An 18,852-nucleotide genomic window follows, 5' to 3' on the forward strand; every position below is an offset into this window, starting at 1 on the left:
TCAGAGGCTGACACACCTGGGGCCGGATCGCCGGCGAGCCTAAGGAGGCTTGCTTGGTCGCAAGCAGGCACTTCCCGTCGTGCCGGAACAGCATCTGGCAGGGGCTCGAGCGCACTGGGCACGAATTCGTGAACACCCCGGGTCAGGGGCGGCCCACGAAGGTGTAGCGGGATCCGTTAGCGCGCAGTCGCGCCGGGTAGAGGAGGGCGCGGCCGTCGCAGGTGACCCGTTCCCCCATGGGGGCCAAGGGCTGGCTGTTGACCTGCCCGCCGGTCCTTTCTCCGCTAGCCTGCTGGTCGCCAACTAGGCCGTCGAGGCCGGGAAGAGTTGCATCGTGACGACTGTCCTGATCGCCGGAGGAGCCGGCTACATCGGAAGCACCGTGGCCTCGGCCTGCCTGGACGCGGAGATCACTCCCGTGATTCTCGACAGCCTTGTCCGAGGCCGGCGCGAGTTCACCGATGGGCGGATCTTCTACGAGGGAGACATCGACGACGGCGCGCTGGTGGACAGGATCTTCTCGGAGCACCCGGAGATTTCCGCTGTCGTGCACTGCGCCGCGCTGATCGTGGTGCCCGAGTCCGTCGCGGACCCTATCGGCTACTACGAGGCGAACGTCAGCAAGAGCCTGTCCTTCGTAAGCCACCTGCACCGCAACGGCTGCGACCGCATCGTCTTCAGCTCCTCAGCCTCCATCTACCAGGCCGAGGACGGTTCCCCCGTCGACGAGGGCTCGCCTCTGGCGCCGCAGAGCCCGTACGCGCGGACCAAGGCCGTGTGCGAGGAGATGTTTGCCGACATCGCCATGGCCGGGCCGCGTGTGCTGTCGCTGCGGTACTTCAACCCGATCGGTGCCGACCCCCAGCTGCGCACCGGCCTTCAGCTCAAGCGCCCCAGCCACGCCCTCGGCGTGCTTATCCAGGCCCACCAGGAAGGCCGGCCGTTCCCGGTCACCGGGACGAACTACCCGACGCGCGATGGCACCGGCATCCGGGACTACGTGCACGTCTGGGATCTCGCCGCAGCCCACATCGCGGCGATCAAGCGGTTCGACTCCATCCTCACGGACTCCGAGCGCTCGACCGCCATCAACCTGGGCACGGGCAACGGCACCACCGTCCGGGAACTGTGCGACGCCTTCAACGCCGTCGTCAGCACACCCCTGGCCACCATCGACGCCGATCCGCGCCCGGGTGATGTGGCTGGCGGCTACACCAAGAGCGACCGCGCGGCGGAACTGCTGGGGTGGACCCCCAAGCTGTCCCTGGAGGAGGGGATCCGGTCCGCCCTGGACTGGATCCCGGTCCGCGACCAGCGACTGAAGGGCTGACTGCCCCTCTTCCGCCTTCACCCTTCAAGTGCACCGGGGCTTGTTTGCGTGAAGGCGGGATTCGAGGGCCAGTAGATGACCTCCCATTCGGCTGCACGCCAGGCCGCTTCTGGTTCAGACGCTGGCGAGGGCCAGGTGGCTTCGGCGGATGAAGTCGGCTGGCTGGGGTTCGTGGCGCCAGGGGTGCAGGCTGTCGGTGAACCTGCGATCCTGGCGTGCGTGAGGTAGGCGAGCCATTCCGGGTCTGGGATGCCTGGCCGGATGGAGTCGATGAGGTTCTCCGAGGCGGTCAGCGCGGCGATGGCCGCTCGCTCGTCGCCGACGCGGCCGTACGCGCGGGCTGCGGCAAGCTTCGCGAAAGCCAGGACGCGGGGTGCCGCCGCGTGCCTGGCGCGTTCGTAGGCTCCCTCGGCCATGTCGATTCGGTGACGTATCCGCGGAGGAATGCCTGAAGGCTCATGGTGGCCAGCACGTAACAGCCGGTCTGGAGGTCGCCGGAGTGCGTGCCAGGCGCAGGGCTTGGACGAAGTGGCGTGCGCTGCCCCTCGAGCTGGCAGCGCACGGCATGACGCGGCTGTGTACCGACGAGGAGATGTTTGCCCGGCATGGCCGGTACGGGTACGCCTATCCGCGGGGGACGTTCTCCGTCCGGGAAAAGCCGGTACTCGAAGAGCTTCGTGTCCGGCTGCGTGAACTGCTGGCCAGCGGCCGTGACGCGGTGTTCGACCACAGACTGTGGACCGGCCCGAGCATGATGAATGGCGGGCCCTCGTCGAGGATGCTGGTGCGGTCCCGATCCTGGTGGTATTCGACGTTGAGCACGAGGAGCTGTGGCGGCGCATCCGAGCACGGAACGCGCGGGATGACGCGAACGCGCTCCAGTTCGCCGAGCATGATCTGCGCCGGTTCGCCGAAGGGTACGAGCCCCCGGGCGCCGACGAGGAGTCGATCAGCTACCGGGGCGACCCCGAGCAGGTGCTTGCGCTCCTGCAGGCTCCTGTTGTGGTCAAGGAAGAGGACACAGGCTGACGGCCATTCAAGGGAGTCTCCTTCCGGGTCGGCCTGGTCCGGCCTCGAAACCCGGATGCCCGGGCCGTGGCGGTGGCCCTACGCTCCCGTCATGACGCCCCCTCCACGCACCGAGCCGACGATCGTCTCGTACTACGCCGACGCGTACGAGGAAGCCGACCGGCTTCACGCCACGGCAACCGGCCGCCTTGAGCTACAGCGCACCCGGGAACTCCTGACCGCGCGCCTTCCCCCGGCCGCCGTCGTTCTTGACGTCGGTGGCGGCCCGGGCGTTCACGCCCGGTGGCTGATCGAGGCCGGGCACAGCGTCCACCTCGTCGACCCGGTACCCCGCCACCTGGAACAGGCGGCCGCCTACGCCGGGTGCACGACCGAGCTGGGCGACGCCCGCCACCTGACCGCTGCGGCCGGCACGTACGACGCGGTGCTTCTGCTCGGCCCGCTGTATCACCTGACCGAACGAGCCGACCGGATCACGGCCTTGCGGGAAGCGCTGCGCGTGGCCCGGCCCGGGGCGATGGTCGCGGCCGCGGGGATCAGCCGGTACAGCCTGATGCAGGAGTACACGGTCCACGCTCAGCTCTCCCCGGAACTGCTGTATGGGGAGGTGACCTCGGTGCTGGGCGACGGCGGATACGACGGCAGTCGCGGCTTCACCATCGCCCACTTCCACACCGTCGCCGAGCTCCTTGCCGAAGCCACCGCGGCCGGATGGCAGAACGCGCGCCTGCACGGGATCGAGGGCCCGGGCTGGGCGTACCTGTCGGCAGCCGAACGCTATGCCGGAGCGGAGCACGCCGCCGACCTGCTGCCCTCGGCCCTCGACACCGCGCGCCTGGCCGACGTCCACGGGGCCGCCTTCGCGGACGCATCCGCCCACATGCTGATCACCGCCACCACCTGAACACGACTACGGCCCCCACACGGAAGAGTGCGGGGGCCGTAGGAGTTGTGTGGGTCAGCAGTCATCGCCGCTGGGCAGCATCTGGACGCTGCCCGTCTTGCGGGCCTCCAGCGCGGCGGTCATCCGGAGCGCTGCGGAAGGAAGGAGGAGTTCTTCGGCTTCGTCCGGGCGCGCCCACATGTGGGCTTCGAGCTCGTCGACCTGGAGTCGGACGGCGGGGGCCTTGAAGGTGCCGGCGTCGAACACGAAATTCACCGAGGGGTGCGGAAGCCGCGGTCCTGGGAGGGACCAGGTGACCACGGCCAGTGCGAGGCGGTTCGTGTCAAGACCCGTCTCCTCCAGCAGTTCCCGCCGCGCGCACTGGACGGGGTCCTCGTTGTGGTCGATGACTCCGCCGGGGAACTGCCACCTGTCGCGGTACTTGGCTTTGACGATGAGGACCAGACCGTGCTCGTCGGTGACGAGCACGGACGTCCCGGCGTAGGCGCGGAGACGATTGGCCAGCCACTCGTTCTGGGGCAGGAGCCCCGCGGGGAGGGGCTCGCTGCCGGGCACATGGCCGACTGGGTCGGAAGAGGTCATCAGGTCAGCATCGCGCATCGGCAACGCCCCACGTCGGGTCTTTTGCTGGTCTGGTCGCTGTTGCACGCCAGCACCCAGTACCGGCACACCGGATACGCGGGTGATCATGCTGGGGGTGCACAGCGGAGCCTCAGCCTGGATCCGGGTCAGCCGGTCAACGTGCCTGTTCAGAGCCTCACGGACCCGCAGGGGCTGCTGCTACCGTCGACGCATGTCAGCGCCTCCAGGCCCGGACAGGAGTTGCACTCAACGCAATTCCCCGGCCTTACCGACCCTCGTCGTCGTCAGCGGCCCTCCAGCCACGGGGAAGAGCACGCTCGCCCGCGTGCTCGGAGCGCGGATGGGCTGTCCCACGATCATTCGTGACGAGATCAAGCAGGGCATGGTGATGAACGCCCCGGATCACCTCCCTGATGCGGACGATCCGCTCAACATGCCCGCTTGGAAAACCTTTTTCGACACGATCACGGTCCTCCTCCAAGGAGGCGTCACCCTCGTGGCCGAAGCGGCCTTCCAAGACCGGCTGTGGCGTCCGGGGCTTGAACCTCTCATGGGCATTGCCGACATCCGCATCGTCCGGTGCGTCACCCCCGCCTCGACCATCGTCGACCGGATCACCGAGCGCGCGCGCACCGACAGCCATCGAGTCGCCCACGGCGATGCGGCTCTTCTCGCCGATATGCAGGCCGGCACGTACGCCCCCGACCAGTTCGCCCCCATCAGCCTCGACGTGCCGACGCTGGTGGTGGACACATCTGACGGCTACAGCCCCGGATCCGCTGAGATCAACGAGTTCCTGCTCGGACCTCGGTAGAGGCAGGGCCCCGGTGCCGTCCCGCCGCCTCTCAGCGACACGAACCGTGAACGGGCACGAGGAAGTACCGCGCACCGACAATCCGCATCCGTGACGTCACCGGCGCTGGGAGGACCAGGAGGCCTCCCGGCAGGATCCAGATCCAGCTCACCATCACAATCAGACCCCGAAACGCGCGCCTCCTCTCCCTCCTGCGTGCCGGGTCCACAGTCACCGCCTCCGTGCACAAGGAGATCCGCAACCCGAAGCGCCGGCGGCGGGACGCGGCGGCCACCTCGTCTACGTCACGGTCCACGCCAACGGCTCCGTCCATCTGCGCAATCCGTCCGGCCGCACGCCCCAGGCACGAAAGGCGGTCGTCCCAGTCGAGGCGTTCACGATGTTCTACGCCGAGCGCGGGGTGGGCATCGCGTAGCACCCCCACCAAGAAGTCTCTCCTGACTAAGAACCGGCTGGCCCACTCGTCGAGGGCTTCCTCGCTGACGGCCAGCAACCGTCCAGGAATCCCCTCAGTTCGGGCGAGACCGACGGAAGCTCGTCGGGGTGGGACACCCACCGGTGGCGGGCGTGCTCGCTCAACACCATCGGGCCTGCCTTGTCCACTGAGGCGACGGGCGCGTTCGCGGGCCTCGGCATTGGCCATCTTGGAGGTCAATTCAGGTACGGCGACCAGCAAGCCGCTGGCTGAGCTAGCGGAGAAGGCTGAGAGCAACGGTCAGTGGCGTTGGTGTTCGCCAGCGAGCTCCTCGGCGACTACTGAAGCGATCAGAGGTGCGGCGGGGCTGATCTCCCAGGAACGAGTGCGTCCACCGGGGTGCGCAGGCGGTGGCGGATCGTCGTCGCGCACGGGCCGGTGCCGCACCAGGTTGTAGCGCATGGCGACGTACTGAAAGGCCCCGGCTGGAGCATTGCTGCCGTGGACTCTGCGTCGCAGTTCTTCGTTGTGAACTCCGATGATGCGCAAGACGATGCCCTGGATGTCGTAGATCACCTGGCCGGGCTTCACCGCGCCGGCCTCGACTAGGGCGAGAAGTTGACGGGCCAACTCCACTGCGAGCGTTCCTGCTGGCGACCCCGTCTTGCGGAGCGTGTCCGGTTCGGCGGGTTCGAACAGCCAAGGACCGACCTCGCCGCGTCGGCGCGGCGAAACCACCTTCACCCGGGCGGGCTGCCTCCCGGGCTCGCGGCCCAGCCTTTGGCTGGGCGTACGGTGTTCGCTCGCGCTGTCTCCGATCACGGCCCAATGATCCGATAGCGCCACACGCCCCTGGGTGCGAATCCGGAAAGTCGTGGGCTCTCTGGGTGCACGAGAGCTGGATGTCGTCGGGTTGGTGGGGCAATTCCGCGATCTCGCGCTGCTCGACGCGGCGGCGCGGGCACGCCGGGCAGCACACGCCGTGGTCGACGCGAGGTCTACCGCGGAGTGATTCGCCAGCTCATCCTGACGGCCGGTTACACCCGGCACGCGGGCAATCTGTCCGCGTTGCGACATCTGGGGCCGCGGCCGTACTGGCCGCGGCCCCTGTCGGCCGCTATGTGGTGGTGAGCTTGGCCAGGAAGGCGGCGCTCTGGGCGGGGTCGTGGCTGAGGGTGAAGCCGTGGTGCGGCAGCTGGCCGAGGAGTTCCTGGACGCTGTCGCGGGCGGTGGTGGTGCCGCCGATGGTCACGCCGTGGGCGAGGCCGAGGATGTCTGGGTAGCGGTCCTCGGTCGCGCCCTGCATGAAGTCGGCGCCCTCCAGGGTGCGCGAGGTCCTGTGAGCGGTGGGCTCGGTGCCGGCCACGATCTGCGGGAAGAGCAGTGCGGTGGCCGCCCCTTCTGTGGCGAGGGTCAGGTCGAACCAGGCGGCGAACTGGTCAGGGAACACCTGGGCTTTGAGCTCGCGGCCCCGGTCCCACAGGGGGGTGAGGTCACCATCGTGCAGGGCGGCGGTGACCCGGTCGTCCTGGGTGGGGTGGAGCGCCTCGCCGGCGGCCAGGTGGGCGGACACCTTCTCGTACAGGCCGAGGCTGGACAGGAGGCCGAGTCCGATCGCGGCGGCGGAGGGCCACGGCAGGATCCGTACGTTGCCGGCGGCGTCGGCGCGGGCGAAGACGCGGTCGTTGGCGAGGAGTTCCCAGCCTTCGCGGGCGGCGAGGATCAGCGCGGTGGTGGTCTTCCCGGAGCCCTTGTCGCCGAAGGAGAGGAGCGTCTGCCCGTCGCGGACGACGGCGGAGGCGTGCAGGACGGTCCAGCCGGCGCGCAGGAGCTGTCCGCGAACGGCGTCACGGGCGATCCGGGCGGTGGCCAGGGACACCTGGAGCGCGTCGGGTCCGGCGACCTTGACGCGGCCGGTGGAAGGGTCGCTCAGGTAGGCGAGCTGCTCGGTTGGGGAAACGGCAGTGATGGTGCCGTCATCGGCGGTGGCGATGAGGGTGTCGGCCTTGGCGTACTGAGAGCTGGTGTGGGGGTGGTTGCGGACGTGGTCTTCCAGGCGCTGGTAGGCGTCGAGGTCAACGTTGGCGGCGATGACCGTGCCCGCGCACAGGGTGGTGGGGTCGGTGTCGGCGGCGGTCCACCAGGGTCCGAAGTAGCGGGTGGACCAGGAGGTGACGGCGGGGTCGTTGGACAGGACGTGGACGGAGGCCTGGTCGGCGGTGATGCGGGTGGCGGTAATGGTCACCGGGAGTACTCCTTAGTGTGGATGGGGAGCTGCTGGTAGGCGGTGTCGAGTTTGTCGCCGGAGGCGGTGAAGCAGCGGGCCTCCGTGGCGTTGAGGGTGGGAAGCGCCGGGTGGGCGCGGCCCTGGGTGAAGTGGATCGGGACGCCGAGCCAGCGGCCGCTGTATGCGGTGCACAGCTCGGTGGTGCCGTCGGTGTGGCCGAGTGCGAGCCGGGCGGTGGCCAGGACGGCTCCGGCCGGCCCGGAGCGGGTGCGCCCGACACCGGAGGTGATCGTCCCGGGTCTGGCGGCGATCGTCTTGCGGATGTCACGGACGGGGACGGCGATCGTGCGGCCGTTGACGGTGGTGGTCGAGGCGCAGATGACGGCGCTGTCGCCGTGCTCTCCGATGACGTGGCCGTGAACCTGGTCGACGGGAACGGCGAGGAGCTCGGCGAGGCTGTGCCGGTAGCGGGCGGTGTCGAGGTTGGAGCCGATGCCGAAGACGCGGGAGCATCCGGAGGCGTCGCTGAACAGGCGCGTCATGAGGTCGACGGGGTTGGTGACGATCAGGACGGTGCCCTGATAGCCGCGCAGCCGCTGCCCGATGTCCCAGATGGCGCGGGCGTTGGCGTTCGCGCCGGCCATCCGTATGTCCGCGAGGTTCGTGTTCTCGAACCGCTCACGGATCGCGATGACCAGGAGGGCCGCGCCGGCGGTGTCCTCGGGGCGGCAGGCGATCGGGACCGTCGCGGAGCCGGTGGCGGTTCGCATGTCGGTGAGGTCGTCGGTCAGGGCGCGGGCCTGGGGCAGTGTGCGGGAGGACAGAAGCAGCCGGTCGGTGATGCCGGAGGCGAGGAGGGTGTTGGAGACGGTCTGGCCGATGGCTCCGGCGCCGATGATTCCGATGCTGGTCACGCGGATGCCTCCTTTGCGGCTTGCAGGGCGCTCGTCCACACCAGCTGTGCGGGCAGCTGGCGGTAGAGCTGGTCGGTGAGGGTGTCGGCCAGGGCGACGACGGAGGTCGCGCGGGCGATGACGGCGTGGCCGGTGTGCGGCAGCGGCAGGCCGGAGGGCGCCGCGAGGTAGGTGGTGAGGATGCTGGTCGTGTCCATCACCCACCAGGTCAGCAGTTCTCTGAGGACTATGGGCCGGAGGAAGCGGACGCTTCCGCGCAGGTGCTCTCCGACGTGGGCGGCGAGGCCGTCGATGACCTGCCCGGCGCCGGGGGGCCGGTTCGCGGCCAGGAGGAGCACGGTGCGGCTGATGAGCTTGGCCAGGTCGGTGCGCGGGTGGGCGACCAGGAGCCCGGGGTCTATGAAGACGGGGCGGCCGCGGCGCGGGAAGATGATGTGCTCGGGCTTCAGATCGCCGTAGCACAGCGCGAGCGCAGCTTTCGGAGAAGGCGGTCCGGCAAATTGCGACAGCCGCGTCACGATCCGGTGCAGTGAGTCGATCACGGCCGGGGAGGCGTGACCGGTGGTGAGGGAGTCGATGTAGGCGTGCGAGCCGGGCTGGTGGAACTTCCGCTGAAACGTCTCGGTGATACCGCGGTCGGTGCCCGACGAGGCGGCGCCGGCGCTACGGGGGTCGGCCGCGTGCAGCGGGCGCAGCTCGCGAACGGTGCGGTCCAGGAGACCGGCGGTACGGGCGGGGTGGGCAAGCATCATCTGTCCGAGCGACGTTCCGCCGGCGGGGGCCGTGAACAGGACGCTGTTGTGCTGGCCGGCGAGCACTCCGGTCACCGGACCGTGTAAACGGGACAGAAAGGCGAGCTGCTCCGTTTCGCGGCGGATCAGGGAGTCGGGACGCTGTACGTAGAACTCCTGCTCCGCCCGGACTCGTGACCAGTCGCCCGCCGCCCCGCGCAGCAGGGATACCAGCGACATCCCGAGGAAGGAGTACTTGGCGAACACGGCCTGGCCGTCGACCCGCATCCGCCGTACGTACGCCGTCGGGCTGGGCACGTGCTGACCCATGTCGATCCGGGAATCCGGCCACAGGGCGTCAGCAGCCTCGGCGATCCGCTGGTCCGCGTACGCGAAGACCTGCTCAGCGGCCAGCTCTGGGGCTGGGGAGAGGGGCAAGTCGGCGGTGGTCATCAGGGTCTCCAGGGAGGTGGAACCGCAGGTGGTGGGACGGTGCTTCAGCGAGCCGGGTGCTCAGGGTCCCCAGAAGCGGCCGAGGCAGAGCCGGGCGAGGAACACCGGCAGGCACGCGCCGGCGCCGTCGGCCTGGTCGCGTTCTGGGCTGTGGCCGTAGCGTCGGCCCCTTCGTGGGGCTGCTCTTCAGCCAGAGGACGGTCCGGAACGGTGGCGGTCGGCTCGCTGGTCTGAGGGGTCGCGTCCGCGTCGGAGCCGGCGAACATCAGCACCACCAGACCTAGGCCCACCACGTTCGCTCCGGTCAGCAGAGCGCCGAAGAGGGTACTGACCTCCGGCCTACGGTGTCCTCCGGACCGGGCTCGCCGCGCTATCGGAGGCAGGGCCGTCGGGCTGCCTAAGCCGCCCGGCGCTGCACTGCTCACGGCGCTGCACCAGCTACGACGTCCGCCCAGACCCGCTTGCCGTACGGCACGATCTTGCTGCCCCAGTCCTGCGCGAGTGCCTCGACCATCAGGAGCCCACGCCCGGACTCCGCAACCGGATCACCGGGGGAAGTGAGCGGCACGGGGGGCTGGCGGCTGGAGTCGGTCACCGTGATGCGCACCGAATCTTGCCCCGTGCGGGTGACGGACATTCCGATCCGTTGAGTGCGCGTGTGCCGAATCGCGTTGGCGACCAGTTCGCTCGCGACGCACTGCGCGTCGTCGATCACCGGCCCGTCAAGGCCCCAGGTGTGCAGGCATAGGGCGACATCCGAGCGCACGCGGCGCAGCGCTCCGGGCCCGCTGGAGTACCGGGCCCGATAGCGCTGCGGTCCGGTGGCCGCCGGCTCCACCATGAGACCGGCCATCACAATCACTGCTCCCCCTGATCACGCGGGGCGCAGGACGCCGGGAGGGGGAACCCATACGGAAGGGGACCGCAGCCGAAGGCGCCACACGTCCGATGGGCCGACGCGCGCCGGTAGGAGCGGATCCTCTGGGCCGAATCGTCCGGCAGGGCCTTGCGGGTTTCGATGACCGGGAGCGGTAAGACCGCAGGCTGTGCGGGGGACATGACGTTCCTCTCGGAGAGAGAAGGAGCCGAAGCCGGCACGGTGACAGCACGAGGATGGCGCTCCGGATTCACCGGTGCGCTCTGCGTCACAGTGGCAAGCCTGCTCCTATTTCCGGCATCACGTCAAGCACATGACTGGCATGATGCCAATTTCCTTGCCAGGCATATGAACTGGGCATGCAGAAGTACGCTGTTGAACACAGCCGTGCGCGCGGAGCGATGAGCCGCGCCGACCTGGCCAGATCTCCCAGGGAGGGAACCATGGCGCCATCGGTCCCGACGAGTCCTCGTTCGGCGCGCAAGCAGTTCGGCACCGACCTTCGCCGGCGCAGGGATGCCCGAGGCCTCAGCGCCGAGGAGGTCGGCATCGAGATCGGATGCTCCGGCTCGAAGATCAGCCGCATCGAAACAGGCGACCGGTCCGCCCACCCGGACGACTTCGGCCGCCTCATGGACTTCTTCGACGTACCCGAGGCCGAGCAGGACCACCTGCAGGCACTGTTCCGAGCCGGTCGTCGCAGATCAAGGGAGTGGTGGCACGCCTACGGCGACGTGCTGAGCAAGAACTACGCCGACCACATCGCCCACGAAGCGGACTCCGACGGGGTCGACGAGGTTCAGCAACTGTTCATCCCGGCCATGGCCCAGACCGAGGCCTACGCCCGGGCCGTCACCAGCACCGGCTACGCCGCCCTCGGCCCCGACCAGATCGACGCCCTGGTCGAGGTCAAGATGAAACGCCAGAACCGCATACTGTCCGACGACCCCCTGCGATTCCGCGCGGTGATCACCGAAGCCGCCCTGCGCTTCGAATGCGGCGGCAGGGAAGCTCACCTCGAACAGCTCCGGCACCTGCGCGAACTGATGCGCAAGCCTCACTTCGAACTGCGCGTCATCCCCTTCGCCAAGGGCGAATCGGGCATGGTCACCGGTGGATACACGCTCTTCAAGAAGGACGACCAGGCGAACCCCACAGCGGCGTTCGCCGAAGCCGTGACCGGCAACATCTTCATCGACGACGACTTGGGTCTGCGACGACTCAGCAGGCTCTACACATACCTCTCGGAGTCAGCCCTGACTCGCGAGGAAACCATCACCCTGATCGAAGAGACAGAGAAAGAACTGACACCATGAGCTCTCCCACCCCCGACATCCACGCCGCGCCCATCGACCCGACGAGCTGGCACCGCAGCACCTACACGGCCAACAACGGCAACTGCGTCGAGCTCGGCCAGATCACGACCATTCCGAGCGCCATCGCGGTCCGCGACTCGTGGTTCCCGGAACAGCCCGCGCTGCGCGGCACCAAGGACGCGCTGCGCCAGCTCACCGAGGCCGCCCTCGCCGGGAAGCTCACCGGATGACCACCCGAGCCGAAAAGGACGCCCTCTACGCAATCCCGCTCGATGACGTGGGTTGGCTCGCCGCTGAGGGAAGCGACCCCGCCGACCGTTTCGAAATCGCACATCTGCCTGACGGGGCCGTGGCGATGCGGCAGACGCGGACCCCGAACACCGTCCTTCGATACACCAAAGACGAATGGTCCGCGTACCTGAGCGGCGCGGCTGACGGCGAGTTCGACCCCGACCTCGCCGTGCCAGCAACAGCCTCTCCGAGCCTGCGTTAGGCGCGCCTCCTGGTACGGCTACGCCGGTCTTCCCTCGCCCGAAACGAGGGAAGACCGGCCGCCATCCAGCCTCCCAGACACCTCTGACAGCAGACGGACCCTGCGTCATTCGCGCCAGCGTCCACGCGGGAGTCCTCGACCTGGTCGGCCTGGTCGTGCACGAGGATCATCGCGTACTGCGGCTGCCCGATGACTTCAAAAGCCCGTAACAGCTTGCTCATGCAGCCCAGCCTGCCATCGGCAGCGGCCGCCTGGACTGGAACGGCGCACATCGAGGCCCGTAGTCCATTCCGCCGCCACTGCCTTGCGCGGCACGGCCTCAAGCCTCGGAGGTCGCCGCGGCCGCGCCCGGACGGTATCCGGCGCCCTCGTGAACACCGGCGGCGACGGCGGCCCTGCCGTCCTCGCTGCGTTGCCGGCGTGGTCCGCTGTCATGGGGTGATGCGGGCTTGTAATCGGCTCAACCTGATCGGTCGAGCGGGAACGAGCTGGCCACGGGCGCTGTGCGCGCGAGTGGTCGGTCAGCATCTGGCTGGATCAGATAGCACCGCGTCGCTTGTTCATGACTCCTTGTCAGTGCCGCGTGCTGTCATACCCCGTGTGGACACCACGGTCCGTGATGGGGAGGGGATCGTTCATGGAGCAACACGGTCGCAGCCGGGTCCTGATGCGGGCCTGGAAACGCCCGGGAAGCCTCGTAGAGTGGCGCCGGATTGACTGGCGCGGCAGGTTCCGCCGTGCCAGATCGGCTCGCTGGGTGCCAGCGAAACAATGCGGGACGGTCGACCAGGTCCGGCACATGCGGATGGTGGCCTGGCGGGCCGTGTACCGCGCCTCGGGGTGGTGCCTGGTCGCGCTGGCCGTGTGCGTGCTTGCTCTGCTCCTCGGCCGGTGGACGGGCTGGTGGCCCTCGCCCTACCCGGTGTTGGTCGACATCGTCGGTGTGCCGGTGCTCCTCACCTATGCGGTGTGGGCTCGGCAACGCGCCGACCGCGACAAGTGGGACGCAACCCACGATAGCCAGCCGCGGTTGGTGATGTCGCTCGACAACCTCGACAGTCTGGACCACGAGGAGTTCGAGTTCGCCGTACGGGATCTGTTGCGGCGCGACGGCTTCACGGCCGAGCGCGTCGGCGGTGCCAATGACGATGCCTGCGACGTCCGCGCAGTCGACCTCGATCGCCGGATCTGGGCCGTGCAGTGCAAGCATCGGCGCGCTGGCAGGCGCGGCGACTCGATCGATGTCCGTGTGGTCCGGGAGCTGAAGGGCACGGCTGGCGAGGTACACAAGGCCACGTTTGCCGTGATCGTGACCAACGGAAAGTTCACTAGCAAGGCCGTCCCCCAGGGCCAGCGGCTCGGCGTCCATCTGGTCGGCCGGGATCTGCTCGGCCAGTGGGCAGCGGGTCGTCCGCTGTGGGAACTGCTGGAGCGCGTTCCGCGGCCGCTGCGTCACCCCGCGGACGGGCGCCGTGCGGCCGCGTAGGCGGAGCCACCGACGGATCCGGTCTCAGTACCAGGTCTCTCCGGTGATCGCGGCGGCCGTGATCGTCGCAGCCTGGCTCATAGGGTGTTCGGGCTTGGCCCCCTACGGATGGGGTCCGCCGGCACGCGCGTCGGCGAAGGGGCTTACCGCCGGCCGGATCCATTGAGGCTCCTCGGGCTCGGACCAGGCCGTGATGGCTGAGGTCCGGCCGGCTGCCGAGAGTTCGGGCCGGTTGTCGGCAGGGAGCCCGATCGCTCCCGAGTTAGTCCGTCGTGTCGGCTGCGAGGAGCAGCGCGGTGGCCTCTAGGCCGACGCTGTGGCTCCCCTTGACCAGGACGATGTCCTCGGCTGTCAGGATGCCGTCCAGTGCGGCGGGGACAGCGTCCCGGTCGGCCGCGTGGATCACGTGCAGGTGCGGGTTCTGGAGGCGGGCCGCCTCGGCCAGCGCCGCGGCGTGGTCAGCGCCGACGGCTACGAGGACATGGACGCCGGAGTCGGCGGCGAGCTTGCCGACCTTCCGGTGCCCGGCCAGCGCCTCCTCGCCCAGCTCCTTCATCTCGCCCAGGACCGCAACCGTGCGTCGGCCGCCGGCCATCGCGGACAGGGCGGACAGGGCCACCGCCATCGAATCGGGGTTCGCGTTGAACGCATCGTTGACGATCCTCAGGCCGTCACGCCGGTCGAGGACCTCCATGCGGCCGGCGGTGAGGTTCCCGGCGGCCGAGAGCGCGGCGGCGACGTCGGTAAGCTCGGCGCCGAGGCCCACGGCAACGGTGGCGGCGGCGAGTGCGTTCATGACGTGGTGGTGGCCATACAGGCCCATCCCCACCCGCGCCTGATCACTGCCGTGGTTGATCGTGAACGATGGGCGGCCCGCCGAGTCGAGGATCACGGCGTCGGTCCACACGTCCGGCCCGGGCCTCAGACCGAAGCGCATCACTCGGGCCTGCGTCTTGCCTGCCATCGCGTTCACGAGCGGGTCGTCGGCGTTGAGGACGGCGAGGCCGTCGCTGGGAAGCGCGGCGACGAGTTCCGACTTCGCCTCCGCGATCGCCTGCCGTCCCCCGAACTCACCGACGTGCGCGGTGCCGACGTTGATGACTAGGCCCACATGCGGGCGGGCGATCGTGGTGAGGTTCGCGATGTGCCCCGCGCCCCGTGCGCCCATTTCGAGGACCAGGTACCGGGTGTCCGGGCGGGCCTTCAAAACGGTCAGCGGCATGCCGATCTCCCCGTTGAAGGAGCGGTCGGTGACCGAGGTGGGGCCGAGGAGCGGCATGATCTGCGCGAGGAGGTCCTTCGTGGATGTCTTGCCCGCCGACCCGGTGAGTCCGATGACCAGTGGGTCTGGGAGGAGCGAGAGGGCGTGGCGGCCCAGGGCGGCGAGCGCGGCGATGACGTCGGGCACGACGATCGCCGGAACGCCGACTGGCCGGGTGGCCAGCACGGCCACCGCGCCCGCTGCCACGGTCTGCGCGGCGAACACGTGACCGTCGACGCGCTCACCGGCCAGGGCGACGAACACGCATCCGGGCGCAACCTCCCGGGAGTCCGTAACGGCTGCCCGCGTCATCCGGGTGGCCGGGTCAGGGACGTCGACCAGGCGGCCGCCGGTGATCGAGGCGATCTCTTCAAGTGAGAAGGACAGCACGAGCAGGACTCCCTCGGTACAGCAGCTCCCCGGCGGTGCGGTCGAGTACCACCGGCTCGGACACCGACCGTAGCCCGATCCCGGCTGTCCCAGGACACGCCTCCGGCTCCGCAGCCGTCAACCACCCATCCTGGGGAGCACCGCCCAGCCAAGTGATGACGCCGGCGGCGGCTCCCGATGCTCCATGATCTGACGAGCACCGTCGGCAACCGGAGGGATCATCCCGCGCATGCCTGAATTCGCTTTCCCCACCGTGACGCAGTACGCCAGCCCCGACCTCATCCCGGAGTTCGCATACGAAGGTCGGAACATCGCCACCGACCCCCGCTGGGCCGAGACCGGCGCGCCTGACCTCGCGGCGTACATCACGTGGGCTGGAGCAATTTGTGGCATGGCGTGCCTACGCATGGCCCTCCTCCGCCGGGACGGCACCGCCCCCCACCTCTTCGCCCTCCTCGACGGCGCCCTCAAGTACGGGGCGTACGTGGAGGAGGAGGGCGGGGGGATCCGCGGCATGATCTACGCCCCGTTCGCGGAGTACGTGAAGGCGGAGCACGGCCTGGAGGCCCAGGTGCACAGCCAGCTGCCCGTCGAGGACCTCCTCGAACTCCTACGCGCCGGGTCCACCGTCATCGCCTCCGTGCACAAAGAGATCCGTAACCCGACAGCCCCGCCGCCGGGCCGGGGCGGCCACCTCGTCTACGTCACCGGCCAGGCTGACGGCTCCGTCCATCTCCGCAATCCCTCCGGGCACACGGCCGAAGCGCTGAAGGCGGCCGTGCCGGTTGAGTTGTTCGCTGGGTTCTACGCCGAGCGCGGGGTGAGTATCACGTAGAGCCCCCGACGCGGGGATACCTTCTCGTCGGGGCGGCGCCGTTGGGCGTGGAGATGATGCCCGCGTATCGGCCGTGCTGGCCGGGCCTTGAGGAAAATTGCGAATTTGCAGGTCAGGGCCCTTGTCTCGGGGTATCTGGAAACGCCTCTCCTTGATGTCGGGAACGCTAGGGCGTCGAGGTCGGCGTCCGGCCGCAGCAGGGGGCGCCAGGGCCGGGGAGGCCCCATGGGACGCCCGTGTTAAGGGCCCGGCCGCAGGTGATGCTTTAACCCTTGTTCATGAGGTCGGGCGAGTCGTAGGCGGTGGTCGGTCCGGGCTGGGGGTGGACCTCCAGGCGGCGGTAACGGCCACTCGTCGGCGCTGCGGCGATTCGGCGCAGTACAAAGCTCGTCGCGAATACGAGAACCGCATCAACGCCCTCGCCGGTGTGATGCCGGGTGCGGCGGAGGCCGTCGGGCCGCCGCCGGCCCTGATGGGCCCCGGCGGTCTCGATCTGGTTCGCGGCAGGGTCGGAGTGTGGCCCGCCGGAGAAAACTTTCAGAATTACTACCAAGCGGCTTGCGTTCATTCTTTAAGTTTCTCTATGCTGGGCGCAGATCGACGAACTCCCGCCCCATCAATGGAGGTTGAGTCATGGCGAACACGGTCACCCTGGCCCTGCTGGAGCAGCTCATCGACTGCGGCTCCCAGGACCCGGTCCTCTACGTGGACCCCGAGACGTACAGCCTGGATATCGACGCCGCCGCGAACGCAGGCTCCTACGTCGTCCAGTCCCGCGCGGACGTCCTGGAGGCGCTCCTGCTCGCAGACGACTTCGACCGCCGGGTCACAACCGACGCCTTCACCGACGAAGACCGCAGCTCCCTGGCGCACTTCCTCAAGGAGAACGCCGGCGTGTGGCCGCAGGAGATCGCCGCGTTCATCGACGAGGCCAAGTCCGTCAACGCGGAGTAACCCGAAGGCGGGGTGTTACCCCCTACTCACGCCCTCGTCCGTACCGGCCTCCCGAGGAACGCCATGCCCCGCTTTTCCCTGCTCGACGGTTCCTGGATCTCCGTGCACAACATCACCGCCGGCCCCCACCCGGCGGGTCCGCGGGAGGTGGGCCTGCGCGAGGCGCTCACCCGCGCCGATCAGCTGTTCTTCGGGGTCGCCACCTCCCAGGACGTGGCACTCTTCCGGCTGCTGGCCGCCGTGTACGCGGCGGCCGTCGGCCCGCAGAGCGTCGAGGAGTGGGACGCCGCGTTCACCGGCCCCGTGCCCGCCGACCGGATCGGCGCCTACCTCGACCGGTACGCCCACCGCTTCGACCTCCTCCACCCCGAGACCCCGTTCTTGCAGTGCGCCGAACTTGAGACGCCCTCGGCGGGCGTCGGTGTCCTCAACCTGGCCCACCGCGGAGCCGAAGGCGCCTTCTTCGACAGCAGGCTCAGCCGCGGCGTGGACGAGCACCCGCCGATGCACCCCGCCGAGGCGGCCCGCGCCCTGCTGGAGACCCTGGCCTTCGACACCGCCGGCGTGCGTACGCCTGCTCCGGGGGACCCGTCAGCGCGCCGCAACAAGATCTACGGGTCGCGCATCGGCAGCATCGCCCAGGTCACCCACCTGCACATCACCGCGCCCGGGCTGCCCCTCCACCAGCAGCTGCTCCTCAACCTCCCGCCCGGCCCACGGGCAGAGGGAGACGCGCCGGTGTGGGAACGCCCGCCGGCCGCAGCGCCCATGCAGATCCGTCCCGTTGCCGGGCCGCTGGACTACTGGACGCTGCCGACCCGACGCATCCGGCTCTTCCCCGGCGCTGACGGCATGGTCGAGCGCGTAGCCGTCTACGACGGCGACCGGCCCGAGAACGGAACCTGGCCCGCGCTCACCGCCTTGGACCCCATGAGTGCCTGGGAGATCACCGAGAAGGGCAAGCTCAGGCCGTTCTCGGTCCTGGACTACGCGAACGTGGCCCGCCCCTGGGCGACCAGCCTCCTGCTCACCGGCCGGCCCGAGCACCGCCCTGCTCTCTCCCACGTCCTGGCCGCCGCAGAGCGGGGCGCGATCCCGGCGGCCACCCGGCTGGACACGACCGCCGTCCAGACGGTCCACCGGGACCGCTACCACAGCAGCCTCGCCTTCATCGAGGTCCAGCAGTCCCTGCTCGGAACCGCCGCGCAACTCGCCGACCCTCACCAGCGCCGGATCCTTGCCGCACGCGCCCGCCAGACCGACCAGATCCGGATCAAGCTGGTGGCCACGGCCGCCCGGGTCGCGGACAAGGCACCGGACCAGATCACGCAGTACATCACCCTCTCCGTCCTTCAGCCGGAGTGGGAGGAGATGGTGCTCACGACCGCGGAGTCCCCCGAAGGCGGACACGCCGACTGGAGCAGGGCTCTCAAGGACGAGGCCCTCGCCCAGCTGCGCCGGATTCCCCTGCCCACCCGGACGCGCGCCCTCCTGGCAGCCGAGATGAAGGTGGGCGGGCTCACCTTCGAACTCGCCCCCGACCCCGACCCCGACCCCGACCCCGACCCCGACCCCGACCAGCAGGGGGAGCCCGCCCCTAAGAAGACAGGCGCGGGGCGGAAGGCCGCCAAGTACCCTGCGTTCGGCGGTCTGTACTCCCTACATGAGATTGCCGACCTGCCGCAGTGCGTCGTCTCCTACCCGTCACTCGCCAAGCGGGTCCGCGAAGGATGGACGGTTGAGGAAGCCGCACAAACGCCTCCGCGTCGAGGACCAGGCGCCCGGCCGGACCGCCAGCAGCCTTGATCGCCCGGCACCTCCTGCTCCCCCAGTGCGGATGG

The 18,852-nt window shown here is 69.3% G+C and carries 21 protein-coding genes; 11 read left to right on the plus strand and 10 right to left on the minus strand.

The window, feature by feature from the left end; all coding sequences use genetic code 11:
- The first annotated feature begins 334 nt into the window (after nucleotides 1-334).
- A complete protein-coding gene (gene galE / locus ACIBEA_RS39075; RefSeq protein WP_399268244.1) occupies nucleotides 335-1,330 on the plus strand; it encodes a UDP-glucose 4-epimerase GalE in 996 nt (331 codons plus the stop codon).
- Nucleotides 1,331-1,347: 17 nt separating this feature from the next.
- Here the strand turns inward: galE and ACIBEA_RS39080 are convergent, their stop codons facing one another.
- The gene (locus tag ACIBEA_RS39080; protein WP_399268246.1) at nucleotides 1,348-1,746 is read right to left on the minus strand and encodes a hypothetical protein; all 399 of its coding nucleotides are present in this window, start codon (nucleotides 1,744-1,746) and stop codon (nucleotides 1,348-1,350) included.
- Nucleotides 1,747-2,065: 319 nt separating this feature from the next.
- Here ACIBEA_RS39080 and ACIBEA_RS39085 point away from each other — a divergent pair, with 319 nt between their 5' ends.
- Nucleotides 2,066-2,359, plus strand: coding sequence for an AAA family ATPase (locus ACIBEA_RS39085; RefSeq protein ID WP_399268248.1), 294 nt, complete (start codon nucleotides 2,066-2,068; stop codon nucleotides 2,357-2,359).
- A gap of 91 nt (nucleotides 2,360-2,450) precedes the next feature.
- On the plus strand, nucleotides 2,451-3,263 hold the full coding sequence (locus ACIBEA_RS39090; RefSeq protein WP_399268250.1) for a class I SAM-dependent methyltransferase: 813 nt from the start codon (nucleotides 2,451-2,453) through the stop codon (nucleotides 3,261-3,263).
- Between the two features lie 54 nt (nucleotides 3,264-3,317).
- Here ACIBEA_RS39090 and ACIBEA_RS39095 read toward each other — a convergent pair whose 3' ends face one another.
- Entirely contained in the window at nucleotides 3,318-3,845 is a 528-nt protein-coding gene (locus ACIBEA_RS39095) for an NUDIX domain-containing protein (RefSeq protein WP_399268252.1), read from the minus strand.
- 211 nt (nucleotides 3,846-4,056) lie between these two features.
- Here ACIBEA_RS39095 and ACIBEA_RS39100 point away from each other — a divergent pair, with 211 nt between their 5' ends.
- Nucleotides 4,057-4,659, plus strand: coding sequence for an AAA family ATPase (locus ACIBEA_RS39100; RefSeq protein ID WP_399268254.1), 603 nt, complete (start codon nucleotides 4,057-4,059; stop codon nucleotides 4,657-4,659).
- Between the two features lie 31 nt (nucleotides 4,660-4,690).
- On the opposite strand, the gene ACIBEA_RS39105 is transcribed toward ACIBEA_RS39100, so the two are convergent.
- From ACIBEA_RS39105 to ACIBEA_RS39130, 6 genes are all read right to left on the minus strand, one after another.
- Nucleotides 4,691-5,152 (minus strand): hypothetical protein, encoded by a 462-nt coding sequence (locus ACIBEA_RS39105; protein ID WP_399268256.1) that lies wholly within the window; start codon nucleotides 5,150-5,152, stop codon nucleotides 4,691-4,693.
- 222 nt (nucleotides 5,153-5,374) lie between these two features.
- The gene (locus tag ACIBEA_RS39110) at nucleotides 5,375-5,896 is read right to left on the minus strand and encodes a hypothetical protein (protein ID WP_399268258.1); all 522 of its coding nucleotides are present in this window, start codon (nucleotides 5,894-5,896) and stop codon (nucleotides 5,375-5,377) included.
- 295 nt (nucleotides 5,897-6,191) lie between these two features.
- Nucleotides 6,192-7,319, minus strand: a complete 1,128-nt coding sequence (locus tag ACIBEA_RS39115; protein WP_399268260.1) for a hypothetical protein — start codon at nucleotides 7,317-7,319, stop codon at nucleotides 6,192-6,194.
- Nucleotides 7,316-8,215, minus strand: a complete 900-nt coding sequence (locus tag ACIBEA_RS39120) for a lactate dehydrogenase (RefSeq protein ID WP_399268261.1) — start codon at nucleotides 8,213-8,215, stop codon at nucleotides 7,316-7,318. Before ACIBEA_RS39120 ends, ACIBEA_RS39115 begins: the two co-directional genes overlap by 4 nt.
- On the minus strand, nucleotides 8,212-9,399 hold the full coding sequence (locus ACIBEA_RS39125) for a phosphotransferase (protein ID WP_399268263.1): 1,188 nt from the start codon (nucleotides 9,397-9,399) through the stop codon (nucleotides 8,212-8,214). The genes ACIBEA_RS39120 and ACIBEA_RS39125 overlap by 4 nt, the downstream gene beginning before the upstream one ends.
- Nucleotides 9,400-9,820: 421 nt before the next feature.
- Complete coding sequence (locus tag ACIBEA_RS39130; protein WP_399268265.1) at nucleotides 9,821-10,252, minus strand: ATP-binding protein; 432 nt, start codon at nucleotides 10,250-10,252, stop codon at nucleotides 9,821-9,823.
- A gap of 383 nt (nucleotides 10,253-10,635) precedes the next feature.
- Between ACIBEA_RS39130 and ACIBEA_RS39135 the strand changes: the two genes are divergently transcribed.
- From ACIBEA_RS39135 to ACIBEA_RS39150, 4 genes are all read left to right on the plus strand, one after another.
- On the plus strand, nucleotides 10,636-11,592 hold the full coding sequence (locus ACIBEA_RS39135; RefSeq protein WP_399268267.1) for a helix-turn-helix domain-containing protein: 957 nt from the start codon (nucleotides 10,636-10,638) through the stop codon (nucleotides 11,590-11,592).
- Nucleotides 11,589-11,822: a DUF397 domain-containing protein gene (locus ACIBEA_RS39140; RefSeq protein ID WP_399268269.1), complete on the plus strand. Its 234-nt coding sequence runs from the start codon at nucleotides 11,589-11,591 to the stop codon at nucleotides 11,820-11,822. The genes ACIBEA_RS39135 and ACIBEA_RS39140 overlap by 4 nt, the downstream gene beginning before the upstream one ends.
- Nucleotides 11,819-12,085 (plus strand): DUF397 domain-containing protein, encoded by a 267-nt coding sequence (locus ACIBEA_RS39145; RefSeq protein ID WP_399268271.1) that lies wholly within the window; start codon nucleotides 11,819-11,821, stop codon nucleotides 12,083-12,085. Before ACIBEA_RS39140 ends, ACIBEA_RS39145 begins: the two co-directional genes overlap by 4 nt.
- A gap of 799 nt (nucleotides 12,086-12,884) precedes the next feature.
- Nucleotides 12,885-13,571, plus strand: coding sequence for a restriction endonuclease (locus ACIBEA_RS39150; protein WP_399268273.1), 687 nt, complete (start codon nucleotides 12,885-12,887; stop codon nucleotides 13,569-13,571).
- Nucleotides 13,572-13,833: 262 nt separating this feature from the next.
- Here ACIBEA_RS39150 and murF read toward each other — a convergent pair whose 3' ends face one another.
- Nucleotides 13,834-15,222 carry a UDP-N-acetylmuramoyl-tripeptide--D-alanyl-D-alanine ligase gene (gene murF / locus ACIBEA_RS39155; RefSeq protein WP_399268275.1) on the minus strand — a complete coding sequence of 463 codons (1,389 nt, stop codon included), beginning with the start codon at nucleotides 15,220-15,222 and terminating at the stop codon, nucleotides 13,834-13,836.
- Nucleotides 15,223-15,451: 229 nt separating this feature from the next.
- Between murF and ACIBEA_RS39160 the strand changes: the two genes are divergently transcribed.
- Entirely contained in the window at nucleotides 15,452-16,057 is a 606-nt protein-coding gene (locus ACIBEA_RS39160) for a C39 family peptidase (RefSeq protein ID WP_399268277.1), read from the plus strand.
- A gap of 265 nt (nucleotides 16,058-16,322) precedes the next feature.
- Here ACIBEA_RS39160 and ACIBEA_RS39165 read toward each other — a convergent pair whose 3' ends face one another.
- Nucleotides 16,323-16,625: a hypothetical protein gene (locus tag ACIBEA_RS39165; protein WP_399268279.1), complete on the minus strand. Its 303-nt coding sequence runs from the start codon at nucleotides 16,623-16,625 to the stop codon at nucleotides 16,323-16,325.
- A 65-nt stretch (nucleotides 16,626-16,690) separates the two neighbouring features.
- On the opposite strand from ACIBEA_RS39165, the gene ACIBEA_RS39170 reads away from it, so the two are divergent.
- Together ACIBEA_RS39170 and casA are read left to right on the plus strand one after the other, a co-directional pair.
- The gene (locus tag ACIBEA_RS39170) at nucleotides 16,691-17,011 is read left to right on the plus strand and encodes a hypothetical protein (RefSeq protein ID WP_399268281.1); all 321 of its coding nucleotides are present in this window, start codon (nucleotides 16,691-16,693) and stop codon (nucleotides 17,009-17,011) included.
- A gap of 63 nt (nucleotides 17,012-17,074) precedes the next feature.
- On the plus strand, nucleotides 17,075-18,817 hold the full coding sequence (gene casA, locus ACIBEA_RS39175; protein WP_399268283.1) for a type I-E CRISPR-associated protein Cse1/CasA: 1,743 nt from the start codon (nucleotides 17,075-17,077) through the stop codon (nucleotides 18,815-18,817).
- Nucleotides 18,818-18,852 lie beyond the last annotated feature (35 nt).

Source organism: Streptomyces sp. NPDC051555, from assembly GCF_044454405.1.
Classification (GTDB): Bacteria; Actinomycetota; Actinomycetes; order Streptomycetales; family Streptomycetaceae; genus Streptomyces.

Bases quoted from the DNA above. Each gene is read 5' to 3' on its own strand.
- ACIBEA_RS39160 (WP_399268277.1), top strand. From the start codon at position 15,452: ATGCCTGAATTCGCTTTCCCCACCGTGACGCAGTACGCCAGCCCCGAC.
- ACIBEA_RS39080 (WP_399268246.1), bottom strand. From the start codon at position 1,746: ATGGCCGAGGGAGCCTACGAACGCGCCAGGCACGCGGCGGCACCCCGC.
- ACIBEA_RS39130 (WP_399268265.1), bottom strand. From the start codon at position 10,252: ATGGCCGGTCTCATGGTGGAGCCGGCGGCCACCGGACCGCAGCGCTAT.
- ACIBEA_RS39125 (WP_399268263.1), bottom strand. From the start codon at position 9,399: ATGACCACCGCCGACTTGCCCCTCTCCCCAGCCCCAGAGCTGGCCGCT.
- ACIBEA_RS39145 (WP_399268271.1), top strand. From the start codon at position 11,819: ATGACCACCCGAGCCGAAAAGGACGCCCTCTACGCAATCCCGCTCGAT.
- ACIBEA_RS39135 (WP_399268267.1), top strand. From the start codon at position 10,636: ATGCAGAAGTACGCTGTTGAACACAGCCGTGCGCGCGGAGCGATGAGC.
- ACIBEA_RS39170 (WP_399268281.1), top strand. From the start codon at position 16,691: ATGGCGAACACGGTCACCCTGGCCCTGCTGGAGCAGCTCATCGACTGC.
- ACIBEA_RS39100 (WP_399268254.1), top strand. From the start codon at position 4,057: ATGTCAGCGCCTCCAGGCCCGGACAGGAGTTGCACTCAACGCAATTCC.
- ACIBEA_RS39150 (WP_399268273.1), top strand. From the start codon at position 12,885: ATGCGGATGGTGGCCTGGCGGGCCGTGTACCGCGCCTCGGGGTGGTGC.
- ACIBEA_RS39090 (WP_399268250.1), top strand. From the start codon at position 2,451: ATGACGCCCCCTCCACGCACCGAGCCGACGATCGTCTCGTACTACGCC.
- casA (WP_399268283.1), top strand. From the start codon at position 17,075: ATGCCCCGCTTTTCCCTGCTCGACGGTTCCTGGATCTCCGTGCACAAC.
- ACIBEA_RS39165 (WP_399268279.1), bottom strand. From the start codon at position 16,625: ATGAACGCAAGCCGCTTGGTAGTAATTCTGAAAGTTTTCTCCGGCGGG.
- ACIBEA_RS39140 (WP_399268269.1), top strand. From the start codon at position 11,589: ATGAGCTCTCCCACCCCCGACATCCACGCCGCGCCCATCGACCCGACG.
- ACIBEA_RS39095 (WP_399268252.1), bottom strand. From the start codon at position 3,845: ATGACCTCTTCCGACCCAGTCGGCCATGTGCCCGGCAGCGAGCCCCTC.